Source organism: Thiorhodococcus fuscus (assembly GCF_042682685.1).
Lineage (GTDB): Bacteria > Pseudomonadota > Gammaproteobacteria > Chromatiales > Chromatiaceae > Imhoffiella > Imhoffiella fuscus.
Map to the genome: position 1 here is coordinate 98,775 of NZ_JBHUHX010000040.1, position 13,891 is coordinate 112,665.

Genomic DNA, 13,891 nt, shown 5'->3' on the forward strand with positions numbered 1-13,891 from the left:
AGCCAGACGGACGTGCTCGAACCATGGAACTACTCGACGACATCGCTGAACGTTTTCGTTCGCAGGCACCCGCCTGCGATTACTGGACCCTGCGTCTGGTCGCCGAGGAGTCCGACCATCTGGAGGTGCGCCAGGGCGTGGTCGAGCCCAGCGTCATCGCCTCCACGCTGGGCGCGATGGTCACGATCGTCACCGCCGGCGGGGTCGGTTACGGCGCCACCAGCGATCTCAGCTCCGCCGGCCTACGTCGCGCCGCCGAGCGCGCGGCGGACTGGGCGCACATGCATGCGAGCTACGGTCTCTTCGAGGCCGATCTTTTTCCGCGTAGCGCGACGGTGGCCGATTATCGCTCTCCGGTCTCCGAGCCGTGGAAGGGGATGTCGGTCGCGGACAAGCTCGACCTGCTACAGCAGGCCGACGCGGCGCTCGACATCGACGCACGGATTCTCGACGGCTCGGCCTGGCTCACCCGCAGCCGGCTCAAACAGCTCCTGGTGACCAGCGACGGCGGGCGGATCGCGCAGCGACTCGAATACGTCTTTCCCGGCTTGCTGGCCGTCGCCAATGCCGGCTCTCAGACACAGCGTCGCCACGGCGGCGGTGCGGACAGCGTGCAACAGGGGGGGCTGGAACGTCTGGTCGCTGCGCGGCTGCTGGAAGAGGCTCCGCGCATCGCGGAGGAGGCCATCGCCCTGCTGGACGCCCCGGAATGTCCCTCCGATACCCGCGACCTCATCCTGCTGCCCAATCAGATGGCGCTGCAGATCCATGAGAGCATCGGCCATCCGCTCGAACTGGATCGCATCCTCGGTGACGAGCGCAACTATGCCGGGACCAGTTTCGTCACGCCCGGTATGTTCGGTCGCTATCGCTATGGGTCCGATCTGCTGGATGTCACCTTCGACCCCACCGTACCTGGCGAGCTGGCTTCCATGGCCGCCGACGACGAGGGCAACGCGGCCGGTCGCCGCTATCTGATTCGGCGCGGCATCCTGGAGCGGCCGCTCGGCGGTCCGCTATCCCAGGCGCGTGCCGGCCTGCCTGGCGTGGCCTGTAGTCGCGCGTCCAGTTGGGACCGCCCGCCCATCGATCGCATGGGCAACATCAATCTGGAGCCGGGCGAGGGGAGTCTGGAGGATCTCATCGCCCGGGTCGAACGCGGCGTGCTCATGGATACCAACCGCTCCTGGTCGATCGACGACAGTCGCAACAAGTTCCAGTTCGGTTGCGAGCTCGGGCGTCTGATCGAAGATGGGCAGCTGACCGGTCTGGTGCGCAATCCCGGCTACCGAGGGATCTCGGCCGAGTTCTGGCGCAGTCTCGATGGGGTCGGCGGTCCCGAGACCCGCGAGGTCTGCGGTGTCGCCAACTGCGGCAAAGGCGAGCCGAATCAAACCATCTTTGTCGGACATGCCTCGCCGCCATGCCTGTTTCGTGACGTTGCCGTCTTCGGGGGTGGTGAATGAACCAGGAATACTTTCAAAAACTGGCCGAGCACCTCTTCGTCCGGCTGGACGGTGAGGAGATTCTCTTCTGCTCGCTGGGTGGCGAGACCTCCGACTTCGTTCGCCTGACCCGTAATCGTATCCGTCAGGCCGGGAACGTACATTCGGCCACCCTGGGGCTGACGCTCATCTCCGGTGCGCGCCAGGCCGAGGGCAGCTGCGACCTGGCCGGCGACTCTGGCCCGGATCTGCTCCAGGCCATCCGCTTGCTCCAGGCCTTGCGCAACCGTATCGGACATGTCCCGGAGGATCCCTATCTTCACTACTCGACCGAGCCGAGCGAGAGTCTGCGCCGAGTCGAGGCCGAGCTGCCGCCGGTCGAGGAGGCGTTGGCCGAGCTGATCGGTGCGGCCGACGGGCTGGATCTGGTCGGAATCTGGGCGAGCGGGGAGATCCAGGAGGGGTTGTCGAGCTCGATCGGTCATCGTCACTGGCATCAGAGCACCAGCTTCAATCTGGATTGGAGCTGTCATCTGGAGTCCGATAAGGCGCTCAAGTCGGGTTACGGCGGATTCCGTTGGGATCCTTCTGTCCTGCGCAACAAATTGGGCGCCATGCGGGATGCCTTGCACGTCATGGCGCAGCCGGCGGTGACCATCGCGCCGGGTCGCTATCGTGCCTATCTGGCGCCGGCGGCCGTTCAGGAGTTGATGGAGATGCTGGCCTGGGGCGGGTTCGATCTCAAGAGCCATCGTACCCAGCAAACGCCTCTGCTCAAGCTGATTCGGGGCGAGCGGCATCTGGATCCGAGGATTTGCATCCGCGAGGAGTCGTCACGCGGTCTGGCGCCGGCCTTCACCTCCGAGGGGTTTCTGCAGCCCGACTCCGTGACCTTGATCGAGGAGGGCCGTCATGCCGAGTGCCTGGTCGATGCCCGCAGCGCCAAGGAGTACGGCGAATCCGTGAACGCGGCCGGAGAGTCGCCCGAGTCGCTTGCCCTGGACGCGGGCGATCTGCCGCTCGCGGATATCCCCGCGCGACTGGATACGGGGCTCTACATTGGCAATCTCTGGTATTGCAATTGGTCCGACGCCAACGACTGCCGCGTCACCGGAATGACCCGTTTCGGTACCTTCTGGATCGAGAAGGGCGAGGTCCAGGGGCCGGTCAAGGTGATGCGGTTCGACGACAGCCTCTATCATGTGCTGGGCGATCGACTGGAAGGTCTGACGCAGGATCGAGAGCTCATACTCTCCGCCGATACCTACGACGGGCGCTCGACGAGCAGTGCCTTGCTGCCTGGGTTGCTGGTGTCGGGGATCGATCTGGCGCTCTAGCTGCACATCTCTGGGGGGAATCATGGAAAACTGCCGGCTCATCTATCGCAGTACCTGTCGCGACGGCTTTATCGACAACGCCCAGTTGCGCGATCTGATCGCAAAGAGCGCCGATAACAACCGGGCCGCCGGGATTACCGGCATGCTGATCCTGAGTGGGGACCAATTCCTGCAGGTTTTGGAGGGGCCGGCGGATGCGGTCAACCGGCTCTATGCGTACATCATGGCCGACCGGCGTCACAAGGATCTGAGGCTGATCTCCTATGAGTCGATTGCGGAGCGCCATTTCGACGACTGGGGCATGTCCCTGGTCGATCTCTACGACCTGCCCAAGCCGGCGCGCGATCTGCTGGAGCGCAAGTATTCCGTGCGTGACGGCGCCATTCTCATCCCGGAGCGGCTCCATGAGGTCTACGCATTGCTGCTCGACGCCCGCTTCCTGTGTCAGGGGCGGCCTTGGGAGGACGGGGCGGACTGAAGGGTTTTCTCATGCGGCGCGAGGGCGTTTCATCGGGCCTTGTCGGCCCGCCCTCGTACCGAAGCGGACCTCGGAATGCTCGGGTGGCGCCGATCTGCGACAGCGTAGCTCTTGAGCGTCGCCTACAACTCCTGAGAGGCGAAGTCGGCGAGCCGCGAGCGCTCTCCGCGCATCAGCGTGATATGTCCGCTGTGCGGCCAGTTCTTGAAACGGTCCACCACGTAGGTCAGGCCGGAGGTGGTTTCGGTCAGATAGGGCGTGTCGATCTGGCTGATGTTGCCGAGACAGACGAATTTGGTCCCGGGGCCGGCTCGGGTGATGAGCGTCTTCATCTGCTTGGCGGTGAGGTTTTGGGCCTCGTCGAGGATGATGTACTTGTTGAGGAAGGTGCGTCCGCGCATGAAGTTGAGCGATGAGATGCGGATGCGATTGCGGATGAGGTCGTTGGTCGCGGCCCGGCCCCACTCGCCGCCCTCGGGTTGGGTGAGCACCTCCAGGTTGTCCATGAGCGCGCCCATCCAGGGTGTCATCTTCTCCTCCTCGGTGCCGGGCAGGAAGCCGATGTCCTCGCCGACCGGAACCGTGACGCGGGTCATGATGATCTCGCGGTAGAGACCGCGATCGAGCACTTGCGCCAGCCCGGCGGCCAGCGCGAGCAGCGTCTTGCCGGTTCCGGCCGAGCCGAGCAGGGTGACGAAGTCGAGCTCGGGATTCATCAGCATGTTGAGCGCGAAGTTCTGCTCGCGGTTGCGCGCCGTGATGCCCCAGACATTGTGGCGCGGGAGCCGGTAGTCCTCGATCAGCTCGATGACGGCCTCGGTGTCGGAGCGCTTCTCGTGCACCATCGCCTCGAAGCTTGCGTCCTCGCTCAGTGCGAGGCATTGAGCGCTGTACCAGTCGGCGACATCCGGTCCGGTAACGCGATAGAAGGTGCGTCCTTCCTCCTTCCAGGCGTCGAGGTTCTTTTCGTGGCGCTCCCAGAAGTCCTCCGGCAGGATCTCGAGCCCGGTGTAGAGAAGGTCCGCATCGTCCAGGACTTGATCGTTGGAATAGTCCTCGGCCGGGATGCCGAGCACGGCGGCTTTGATCCGCAGGTTGATGTCCTTGGAGACGATGATCACCTGGCGGTCGGTGCGCAGTTCGCGCAACGCCTGGGCGGTGCCCAGGATGTTGTTGTCCGGGGTGCTGCCGGGGAGCGAGTTGGGCAGCTTGAGATCGAGCGGCTCGGTCTGGAAGAAGAGGCGCCCCGTGGCGGGGCTGGCGACGCCGCCGCTCGTGCCGGATTGCATGAGCTCTAATCCGGCGTCGATCTCCTGTTTGTCCGCGTCGATCATCAGTTGATCGAGGAAACGGCTCACCTGCCGCACGTTGCGGGCCACCTCCGACATGCCCTTCTTGCCGTGGTCGAGTTCCTCCAGGACCATCATCGGCAGGAAGATGTCGTGCTCCTGGAAGCGGAAGAGGGCGGTCGGATCGTGCATCAGCACGTTGGTGTCCAGAATGAACAGGCAGGGCTTGTCGTTTTCGCGCTTGATCATTGGGTGCCGGGGATCGGTTGGCCGTCCTGAAGGACAGGCGTGGGTCTGGCCGTGGAGCCGGCCCGAGGCCGGCTTCAGGGGCTGGCGTCGAGAGAATCAGCGTCCGGCGAGTTCGCGAGCGGCGTTCAGAACCTCCTCGACGTGGTCCTTGACCTTCACCTGGCGCCATTCGCGTTGCAGGACGCCCTCGGCGTCGATCAGGAAGGTGCTGCGCTCGATGCCCAGGCTCTCCTTGCCGTACATCTTTTTGAGCTTGATGACGTCGAACGCCTGGCAGAGCGACTCGTCCTTGTCCGAGATGAGATCGAACGGGAATCCCTGCTTGGCCTTGAAGTTTTCCTGGGCCTTGATGCCGTCGCGCGAGACGCCGAGGATCCGGGTGTTGGCATCGGCGAAGGCGTCAGCGGCATCGCGGAAATCCTGTCCTTCCTGGGTGCAGCCGGGGGTGCTGGCCTTGGGGTAGAAATAGAGGACGAGTTGCTTGCCCCGGTAGTCGGAGAGCTTGATGGTCTGGTCGCCGGTGGCCGGCCGTTCGAGGTCTGGGATCGTTGCACCGATAGCGGGAGGCATGGTCGAGGGCTCCGAAGTCAGCTCGTCGTCGAAACGAGGAGGGCGTCGCGCGGATCCGGCGAGGGGCCGGGTGGGAACGTCCTCCCCAGGTGAGGGGTCAGCCTTTGAGCGGCTCCAACACCGCGTCCAGATTGAGTCCGTCGCAGTAGTCCATGAATTCCTCGCGCAGACCCGCGATATGGATGTCGGCTGGGATGCCGACGGTCATGTGTACCGAGAACATGGTCGTGCCCGTGTGGGCGGCGGCATAGGTGCTGGTCGCCATGTCCTCGATGTTGATGCTGCGCTCGGCGAAGAATCCGGCCAGGTTGTTGACGATTCCGGGGTGATCCATGGAGACCACGTCCACCGCGTAGGGCAGCAGGTTGCGTCCGGAGGCGCGCTCGCCGGTGCGTTTGGAGATGATGGTCATGCCGAGCTGGCGCTCAAGCTCGGGAAGCGTGTTTTCGATCTTGGCCAGTGTGTTCCACTTGCCTTCCACCAGCAGTATCGCCGCGAATTCCCCGCCGAGGACGGTCATGCGGCTGTCCTCGATGTTGCAGCCGTGGTCGAGCACGGCCTGCGAGAGTTGGTTGACGATACCTGGGTGGTCTTCGCCGAGTGCCGAGATCACGAGGAATGTCTTCTGCCTGGTCATGGAGGTGCCGGGGATCCTGAGTTTAAGGGGGGCTGTATTGCTTGGGGGCAGTTTAGCATGGGCCAACCTGCAACCACATTGCCGCTGATAGAGGGGCGGTGTGTCGGTCCGAATCCTCCGTTCTGGCTAGAGATCGCTCCACATTCGCACTAGATTGGCATATGTGCGGTTCACGTAGGCGGTCGCCGACTGGTCGGGCGCATCCGTCAGCAGTTGCTCGCGGGCCAGGTTCAGCTCGTGGAGGAGCTCGCGCTGTGCCGGATCGCGAACATGGCTTTGGATCCAGGTGAGAGCGACCAGTCGCTCGCCCTGCTCGACTTCGGCGACCCGGTGCAGGCTCGATGAGGGATAGATGACGGCATCTCCGGCCAGGAGCTTGACCTGGCGTTCGCCGAATGAGGTTCGGATCACCAGTTCTCCGCCCAGGTAGGCTTCGGGTGAATTGAGGAATACGGTCATGGAGATGTCGCTACGAAAACGCGGTCCGTTCGTGCCCATGATGGGGTCGTCGACATGTTCGCCGTAGGCCATGCCCGGCGTATAGCGGGCAAAGATGAGTTCGGCCACCTTGTGCGGAAGCGCCCCGGAGCGGAAGGTCGGGTGATGGCCCAGGCTCGCCATGAGGATTCGGGTCAGTCGCTGCTGGCGCTGCGGATCCGGGCCGAGCTCCTGGTTGTGCTTGACGCGGGCCGCCGCGAAGCCGGCGCTGAGTTTGCCGTCGACGAACGGGGCGTCGGCGAGGGTTTCCTGGATCTTGGCGAGTTGGGCCGGATTCAGGAGCTCGGGAATTGTGAGTAGCATGGTCTGAGGTTCCACGCGTGTTCGTGGGGGCGGGAACCGCCCCATACCGATGAATCCACATCTTTGAAGACGAGGGGGTGTCTATGATCCTGAATGCCATCATCGACGATCAGGTCTGCGAGCTCAACGTGCCGGATGCGCTGCTCGGTCAGGCGGAGGGTTTCTTCGATAAGCTCGACAGCGACATGGACGGTGGCTGGCAGATGGGGCGCGAGTGGGTGGAGTGTCCGGATCGGGTTCAGCGCTGCCAGATCGTGGCCGACAAGCTTCTCACGGCCATGGAGTCCGAGAATGAGCGGCTCGGGGTCATGATGGCAGGCTATCTCTTGGCGCGGATGCCAGGGTTGAAGTCGGTCCAGCTCGACATCCAGGGCGAGGTGCAAAACAACAGTTTCGAGATCGAGGAGCGGCCGGTCGAATCGAGCGCCGTGGCGGTGGAAGTGTCGCCGGGGCTGAGCAAGCTGGAGGCGATGGAGCAGGCTGGAAATGCGGTGACCAAGGTCTTCAAGGTCGGTCGCGGCTACCGTTTCTCGGTGTTCGATGCCGTGTCCGGGGACTGGTGCGATTCGCCGCTGATCGCTACTGAAGAGGAGGCGGGACGTTTGCGTCAGGCGGCGTTTCGAGAGCGCTACGAGTCCCTGCTGAAGGGCGAAGCTTGAGGGGCGCGGCCGCATGGCCGCGCCCCTCGGCCGAAGACCGGACGGATCAGTCTTCCTTCTTCTCGGTGGTGTCGATCTTGAGCGGGATGTAGGCCAGGCAGGTACCGAACGCACCGGTGGCGAGCACGATCAGGCCCAGGATGTCCAGGATCACCGAGGAGGTCATGAGACCGGCCAGGATGAGGACGCCTGCTACGGCCAGGCGGATGTTGCGGTCCATGGTTCCGACATTCTTAGGGAGTGTCATCGTCGAATCTCCTGCTATTTGAGTTTACGTTGTCGTGCGTTGATTCGTCGTCAGTCGTCGTTTCGTGCTTGAAGCCGCCGTGCTCGAATCTCGGTCGAACGGGCCTGCCTTCTTCGGGGTGTCGGCACTGCGTGCGGTCGCGCCCCTTTGGGCTGCGTCCTTGCGGGAGAGACCGAGCGCGTCCGTCGGTCGTTGTCGGTTCGGCGCGAGCGGCTCTTCGGAGGAAGGCGCTCTGGTCGCGGCCCTCGGTTGCGATGAGTCCCAGCTTCGATCGGCACGCGTCTGAAGAGGGATGGCGTAGGCGTGCCTAGTATACGCGTCGCGCTCGTCCTTCGTGATTGCGATATGTGGTGTCCGCGTTTTCGTCCGCAGCGCCGGTCCGTTCGTTTCTAAAATGATGCTGTTTCCTGGAGCCTTTGCATGAATGCCATCTTCTCGAATCTCCAGAGTGCCGCGATCCGCGCGCTCTTGGTGGCCGGGGTCGTCGCGGTGAACGGATGCTCGGATTCCCGCGAGGACGTGCGGGTCGTCCTGTGCAAGGATCTCGCATTGGAGTTGTCGCGGCCTGCACCCGAATCGGTCGAATGGACCCGGGTCGAGACCCGGATGCGCCGCAGCGAGGAGCTGAGGGTGGATCTGGGCTTCGAGTCCCGCGCCGGGGATGGCTCGCCCCGATCCATGCGCGCGGCCTGTTTTTATCGGTACGATGCGGTTGAGGATACGGCCTTGACGTTGGCCGACCCTCTGTCCGCCTATTCGACCTCGCCGAGTCGCGTCATCCTGAACGGCCGTGAGGTCTCGGGTCGCGAGCTGGCCGATGCGGTCGGTCGGGCCATGCTGGGGCAGGGGCGCGATCTGCTGGAGCGTGCGCAGCGCGGCGTCGAGGATGCGGCGCGGCAGCTCGGGCAGGGGTTGCATGACCTGCAGTCGCGATAGCTCGGCGAACGATCCGCGTTTTGGGTTCTCGGGCGCTCAGTAGAGGGCGTGCGAGCGGCTGACGTATTTGGTCAGCTCGACGTGCTGTGCGTTCATGCGTCTCAAAATGTCCTGGCTCACCTTGACGATGTTCTGCATCACGCGATAGACCAGCCAGGGGTGTTCGGCCAGGAGCGATTCGAAGGCGTCGCGCTCGAAGCTGCAGACCTGGGTGCGTCCGAGCGAGCGGAGCGTCGCAGTATGGGGTTGTCCGCTGATGAAGCCCATCTCGCCCGCCAGGTCGCCGGTGCGCAGCACATGGATGGTGGTGTATTCGCCCTTGCCGATATCGCGCGTTACCGCGATCGCCCCCTCCGTGATGATGTGCAGACTGTTGTCCACGTTCCCTTCCTTGATCAGAACCTCTTGGTCGGCGAGCCGTCTGCAGCAGGCGATGACGGCCAGCGCCTCGACCTCGTCGTCCGTGAGGCTGGCACTCAGAGTAGACCGGCGAAGCGAGGCGAAGTCGTTCTCGATGCTCATCTGGAAGTCCCCAATATTCTGATTTACTGATGTTTCGTCAGTTTGATCCAGGGTTGAAATTTGAGCAAGCGGGGCGCTTCGTGGCGGGTTGCTTTTTAGGGTTTTATCGTTGCGCTCTTTTCATATAGAATGCGCGATTCCCTGAAATATCGGGGATACTCCTTGCCTCACCGATTTTCGTCGGGAGGCTGCCAATCCGAAGGGAGCAGCAATGCGACATTACGAAGTGGTTTTTCTGGTTCATCCCAGCCAGAGCGAGCAGGTGCCCGGCATGATCGAGCGCTATCAGGGCAATCTGGAGAAGCGTGGCGGTGTCATCCATCGCCTTGAGGACTGGGGGCGGCGTCCGCTGGCCTATCCGATCAACAAGGTTCACAAGGCGCATTATGTGCTGATGAACATCGAGTGCGATCAGGAAACGATCGACGAGCTCGAGAACACCTTCCGTTTCAACGACGCTGTTCTGCGCAATCTGATCATCAGCCGCAAGGACGCTGTCACCGAGCCTTCGCCGCTCGCGAAGACTGGTGAGGAGCGTGAGCGTTCCGATTCCGATTCGTCCGACGACGATTCTCGTTCCGATAACGATTCCCGCTCCCGTGACAGCGATTCCAGCGACGATTGATTCGTCGCTCGTCTGAATCCGTCGCGTATCGCGAATCCTGCTCAAGCTAAAAAACTACGGAGAAATCCATGTCTCGTTTCTTTCGCCGCAAGCGCTATTGCCGCTTCACCGCTGAGGGCATCACCGAGATCGATTACAAAGATCTCAACCTGCTCAAGGCCTATGTGAGCGAGTCCGGCAAGATCGTGCCGAGCCGTATCACCGGCACCTCGGCCAAGTATCAGCGTCAGTTGGCCCAGGCCATCAAGCGCGCGCGCTATCTGGCCCTGCTCCCCTACACCGACGGCCACTGATCGAGGGCGCGCTCGGGGTCTCGTGGGTCGTCGCGTTGCGGCGCCCATGTTGACTTCCGGCGCGCTCGCATGACATCCCCGGTATAGGTCTCCGCATTGAAGGCGCTCGCTCATTTCGTTATGCGGGGCTATTCGCAGGCGGCGTTGGTCGCTGCGGTTTCGGCTCTGCTGTCGATGCTGATGCCGCTTCTGGGGCTGATCAGCTCGGCTTCGGTCGGGCTGGTGACGCTTCGCAATGGCGCGCGCGCGGGTGCCCTGCTCATGCTGTTGTCGACGCTGGGGGCCGGGATGTTCGCCTGGCTCGCGCTCGGCTCGCCTTGGCCGGCCTTGGGGGTCCTGCTAGTCTTCTGGCTGCCCGTCTGGGCGTTGGCCGTCGTTCTGCGTCTGGGGCGCTCGCTCGATCTAACGGTCCAGCTGGCAGGGCTCGGCGGTCTGCTGCTGGTGGTCGTCCTCTTTACGCTGATCGGCGATCCGGCGGACTACTGGCATCAATTGCTGGATCCGGTTCGCCAGTCGCTGCTCAAAGATGGTCTGATCGAGGCGGAGTCCAGCCAGGCGCTGTTTGCGGAAATCGAGCGCTGGATGACCGGCGCCTTTGCGGCCGGGCTCGTGCTGCAATCGCTCGTCGGTCTCTTTCTGGCGCGTTGGTGGCAGGCGGTGCTCTTCAATCCGGGCGGCTTCGGGCAGGAATTCAGAGCGCTCGACATCGGTCGTGTCGCAGGGGGCCTGTTTTTGGTCCTGTTGGGCTGGGTCCTCATAGGGGCCGGCGCGGGCGTTGCGGCTGGGCTGTTGCCGGTGTCGGGCGTGCTCCTGCTGTTGCAGGGCCTGGCCGTGGCGCATGGCGTGCGTCACATCCGGAATGCTCCTCGGGGATGGTTGATCGGTTTATATGTGCTGATGGTGTTGTTCATGCCGCAGATGGGGCTGTTGGTTGCCTGTCTCGGCTTGGTGGATGTCTGGCTGGACATTCGTGGCCGAGTGGCGCGTCGTACCTCAAAGCCAGGCTGACATCATTCGGATTGCGGCATCCAAACGAATTTTGAGAGGAATACACAAGTGGAAGTCATCCTGCTGAAGAATGTGGGCAACCTGGGTGTGCTCGGCGACAAGGTGAAGGTTCGCTCGGGCTACGGTCGCAACTATTTGCTTCCGGGCGGATTCGCGGTCGCCGCGACGCCGGAGAACCTGGAGGCGTTCGAGGCCCGTCGTGCCGAGCTGGAGCGCGAGGCTGCTGAGCTGCTGGCTGCGGCCGAGGCGCGCAAGGCGCGTCTGGAAGGCGTTCGACTGACCGTCGCCCGTAAGGCTGGCGACGAGGGTCGTCTCTTCGGCTCGGTCGGAACCGCTGACATCGCCCAGGCGGCAGTCGAGGCCGGTTTCGAGCTGGACAAGTCCGAGGTCCGCTTGCCGAATGGCGCCTTCCGTACGGTTGGCGAGTACGACGTCGTTCTGCATCTGCACGTGGATGTGGACGTTGAGATCAAGGTCGACGTCGTCCCTGGGGACTGATGTCTCGCGACCATCCCGGCCTTGCCGGGATGGGGCCTGATCGTTCGGTCGGCTCGGCCCATTCGGCCGGGTAGCCGCGTTCGAATCCGTTTCCGTTTCCGCCCATCAGGGCTTTCTGTCCTGTCCTCGCTCCGTCTGCGGCGCTCTTGTTTCACTTCGTTCAGCGCGACAGAATGACGCCTTACGACGAGGCCGTCGTCTCCCGCCTCCGGGTGCGGTGACCGCCTTCTTCCGCCATTGTCTCCGTAGGTCTATCGCCCTAGAGCGCGGCCTGCTTCTTCGCCTGTTCGAGGACTCATGTTCGATTCAGATGCCGACGAGATTGCGAAACTCGCATCGGAGGCGGGGGTCGACGACCTGCGCGTTCCTCCACACAATATCCACGCCGAACAGTCCCTGCTTGGCGGTCTCATGCTCGATAACAGCGCCTGGGACCGGGTGGCCGACATGGTCGCGGAAAAGGATCTCTACCGGCGCGAGCATCGGCTCATCTTTGCGGCCATCGTCAAGCTCGCCGAGAGCGATCAGCCATTCGATGTGGTGACGCTGGCGGAGACGCTCGAGCGCACCGAGCGTCTGAGCGACGCCGGCGGCTTGCCCTATCTGGGGACGCTGGTCAACGAGACCCCTAGCGCCGCGAACATCAAGGCCTACGCACGGATCGTGCGTCAGACCTCGGTGCTCAGGCAGATGATCTCCGCCGGGACCGAGATCGCCGACAGCGGCTACAACCCTCAGGGGCGCGATGCCTCCGAGCTGCTCGATGATGCCGAGCGTAAGGTGTTCGCCATCGCCGAGCAGGAGTCGCGCGGCGGGGGCGGTTTTCAATCGATCAAGGTGCTGTTGAGCCGGGCGGTGGAGCGCATCGACACGCTCTATCAGCGCGACGAGCCTATCACCGGGCTGGGGACCGGATTTTCTGACTTCGACGAGATGACCTCTGGGTTGCAGCCTTCGGATCTCATCATCGTGGCCGGACGCCCGTCGATGGGTAAGACTACCTTCGCGATGAATATCGCCGAGAACGTCGCCATCCAGTCCAAGCGACCGGTGGCCGTCTTCAGTATGGAGATGCCGGGCGACTCGCTCGCCATGCGCATGATGTCCTCGCTGGGCCGCATCGATCAGCACCGGGTGCGCACCGGCAAGCTGGAGGACGACGAATGGCCGCGTCTGACCTCGGCGGTCAACATCCTCGCCGGCGCGCCCATGTTCATCGACGACACCCCCGCGATGTCCCCGACCGAGGTGCGCGCCCGGGCCCGGCGTCTGAAGCGCGAGCAGAACGACCTGGGCCTGATCGTGCTCGACTATCTGCAGCTCATGCAGGCTCCGGGCGCGGGCGAGAACCGGGCGACCGAGATCTCGGCCATCTCGCGCTCGCTCAAGGGACTGGCCAAGGAGCTCAACGTCCCGGTCATCGCGCTCTCGCAGCTCAACCGCAGCCTGGAGCAGCGTCCGAACAAGCGTCCGGTGATGTCGGATCTTCGTGAGTCTGGAGCCATTGAACAGGACGCAGACCTCATCGTCTTCATCTATCGCGACGAGGTCTATCACGAGGACAGCAACGACAAGGGTGTCGCCGAGATCATCATCGCCAAGCAGCGTAACGGCCCGATCGGAACCGTGCGTCTGACCTTCCTTGGCAAGTACACCAAGTTCGAGAACTTCATCGGTAACTATTACGGCGAGTGAACTAGGAGTGGAGTGAAGCAAGTGGCCATTTCACAAACCGCGATTTGCTCCTTCGTGTTGTTCAGAATTCAAGAGCATGCTCTCGCCCAGCTCCCTTAACATGCCTCGGTAAGCGGGTTCTCTGGAGTTTGTTCTATCTGCCTGCTCTGTCCCAGTTGCGGTCGCCGGGGGATCGTTGGCTGGGGTCTGCATTCGGGTAGACGGCGGACAAGGAGCATGGTTACAAGTTGCATAGACCCTCAGCGGAACACTCGAATTCGCCGCAACAAGGTCTCGTCGAATCAGGAGGACAAATCGGGCTGGAACCAACGCAAGGCATATAGCCGTCCTTCTGTTTATCACGCCTACCGAACCAGGATAGACGGAGATTTCCCACCGCGAGAGCGGTTTTCGCGCCAACGCCTCACGAGAAGTGGTACGTTACACGGAAACGGTATAATCCATTGTTGGGCGCACTTGTAAGCAATCTGCGAGAATTTAGCGATGGATCTAAAAGACTTGGGCATGACCGTTAAGGATCTCGACTTCGGAGGTGTATAGCCATCTAATGTGATATCCGGACATTAAAATTGAGCAGCATATCGCGTCTCCGGAAGATGGAA

General features: G+C 62.8%; 16 protein-coding genes. 10 read left to right on the forward strand and 6 right to left on the reverse strand.

Going from position 1 to position 13,891, the window contains the following annotated elements; translation table 11 throughout:
- The first annotated feature begins 23 nt into the window (after positions 1-23).
- Genes ACFSJC_RS14570 through ACFSJC_RS14580 form a run of 3 tightly spaced genes read left to right on the forward strand, consistent with a single transcriptional unit; the run spans position 24 to position 3,260 of the window.
- Entirely contained in the window at positions 24-1,466 is a 1,443-nt protein-coding gene (locus ACFSJC_RS14570; protein ID WP_386027744.1) for a TldD/PmbA family protein, read from the forward strand.
- A complete protein-coding gene (locus tag ACFSJC_RS14575; RefSeq protein ID WP_386027746.1) occupies positions 1,463-2,782 on the forward strand; it encodes a TldD/PmbA family protein in 1,320 nt (439 codons plus the stop codon). Before ACFSJC_RS14570 ends, ACFSJC_RS14575 begins: the two co-directional genes overlap by 4 nt.
- Before the next feature lie 22 nt (positions 2,783-2,804).
- Positions 2,805-3,260: a BLUF domain-containing protein gene (locus ACFSJC_RS14580; RefSeq protein ID WP_386027747.1), complete on the forward strand. Its 456-nt coding sequence runs from the start codon at positions 2,805-2,807 to the stop codon at positions 3,258-3,260.
- Positions 3,261-3,382: 122 nt separating this feature from the next.
- Here the strand turns inward: ACFSJC_RS14580 and ACFSJC_RS14585 are convergent, their stop codons facing one another.
- From ACFSJC_RS14585 to ACFSJC_RS14600, 4 genes are all read right to left on the reverse strand, one after another.
- Positions 3,383-4,798 (reverse strand): PhoH family protein, encoded by a 1,416-nt coding sequence (locus ACFSJC_RS14585; protein WP_386027748.1) that lies wholly within the window; start codon positions 4,796-4,798, stop codon positions 3,383-3,385.
- Positions 4,799-4,894: 96 nt separating this feature from the next.
- Positions 4,895-5,368 (reverse strand): peroxiredoxin, encoded by a 474-nt coding sequence (locus ACFSJC_RS14590; RefSeq protein WP_386027749.1) that lies wholly within the window; start codon positions 5,366-5,368, stop codon positions 4,895-4,897.
- A 97-nt stretch (positions 5,369-5,465) separates the two neighbouring features.
- Positions 5,466-6,005 carry a glycine cleavage system transcriptional repressor gene (locus ACFSJC_RS14595; RefSeq protein WP_386027750.1) on the reverse strand — a complete coding sequence of 180 codons (540 nt, stop codon included), beginning with the start codon at positions 6,003-6,005 and terminating at the stop codon, positions 5,466-5,468.
- Between the two features lie 126 nt (positions 6,006-6,131).
- Positions 6,132-6,806: a Fe2+-dependent dioxygenase gene (locus ACFSJC_RS14600; protein ID WP_386027751.1), complete on the reverse strand. Its 675-nt coding sequence runs from the start codon at positions 6,804-6,806 to the stop codon at positions 6,132-6,134.
- Positions 6,807-6,889: 83 nt separating this feature from the next.
- Between ACFSJC_RS14600 and ACFSJC_RS14605 the strand changes: the two genes are divergently transcribed.
- Positions 6,890-7,465, forward strand: a complete 576-nt coding sequence (locus ACFSJC_RS14605; protein WP_386027752.1) for a hypothetical protein — start codon at positions 6,890-6,892, stop codon at positions 7,463-7,465.
- 46 nt (positions 7,466-7,511) lie between these two features.
- On the opposite strand, the gene ACFSJC_RS14610 is transcribed toward ACFSJC_RS14605, so the two are convergent.
- On the reverse strand, positions 7,512-7,712 hold the full coding sequence (locus ACFSJC_RS14610) for a YgaP family membrane protein (RefSeq protein ID WP_386027754.1): 201 nt from the start codon (positions 7,710-7,712) through the stop codon (positions 7,512-7,514).
- A gap of 420 nt (positions 7,713-8,132) precedes the next feature.
- On the opposite strand from ACFSJC_RS14610, the gene ACFSJC_RS14615 reads away from it, so the two are divergent.
- Positions 8,133-8,648, forward strand: a complete 516-nt coding sequence (locus ACFSJC_RS14615; RefSeq protein WP_386027755.1) for a hypothetical protein — start codon at positions 8,133-8,135, stop codon at positions 8,646-8,648.
- Between the two features lie 36 nt (positions 8,649-8,684).
- Here the strand turns inward: ACFSJC_RS14615 and ACFSJC_RS14620 are convergent, their stop codons facing one another.
- On the reverse strand, positions 8,685-9,170 hold the full coding sequence (locus tag ACFSJC_RS14620) for a cyclic nucleotide-binding domain-containing protein (protein WP_386027757.1): 486 nt from the start codon (positions 9,168-9,170) through the stop codon (positions 8,685-8,687).
- Positions 9,171-9,381: 211 nt separating this feature from the next.
- Between ACFSJC_RS14620 and rpsF the strand changes: the two genes are divergently transcribed.
- The 5 genes from rpsF to dnaB all read left to right on the forward strand — a co-directional run bounded on the left by rpsF (position 9,382) and on the right by dnaB (position 13,289).
- A complete protein-coding gene (rpsF, locus tag ACFSJC_RS14625) occupies positions 9,382-9,795 on the forward strand; it encodes a 30S ribosomal protein S6 (RefSeq protein ID WP_386027758.1) in 414 nt (137 codons plus the stop codon).
- A 68-nt stretch (positions 9,796-9,863) separates the two neighbouring features.
- Positions 9,864-10,088 carry a 30S ribosomal protein S18 gene (rpsR, locus tag ACFSJC_RS14630; protein ID WP_007042066.1) on the forward strand — a complete coding sequence of 75 codons (225 nt, stop codon included), beginning with the start codon at positions 9,864-9,866 and terminating at the stop codon, positions 10,086-10,088.
- A 96-nt stretch (positions 10,089-10,184) separates the two neighbouring features.
- Positions 10,185-11,096: a YybS family protein gene (locus tag ACFSJC_RS14635; RefSeq protein ID WP_386027759.1), complete on the forward strand. Its 912-nt coding sequence runs from the start codon at positions 10,185-10,187 to the stop codon at positions 11,094-11,096.
- Between the two features lie 48 nt (positions 11,097-11,144).
- Positions 11,145-11,594, forward strand: coding sequence for a 50S ribosomal protein L9 (gene rplI, locus ACFSJC_RS14640; protein WP_386027760.1), 450 nt, complete (start codon positions 11,145-11,147; stop codon positions 11,592-11,594).
- Positions 11,595-11,891: 297 nt separating this feature from the next.
- Entirely contained in the window at positions 11,892-13,289 is a 1,398-nt protein-coding gene (gene dnaB / locus ACFSJC_RS14645; protein ID WP_386027761.1) for a replicative DNA helicase, read from the forward strand.
- Positions 13,290-13,891 lie beyond the last annotated feature (602 nt).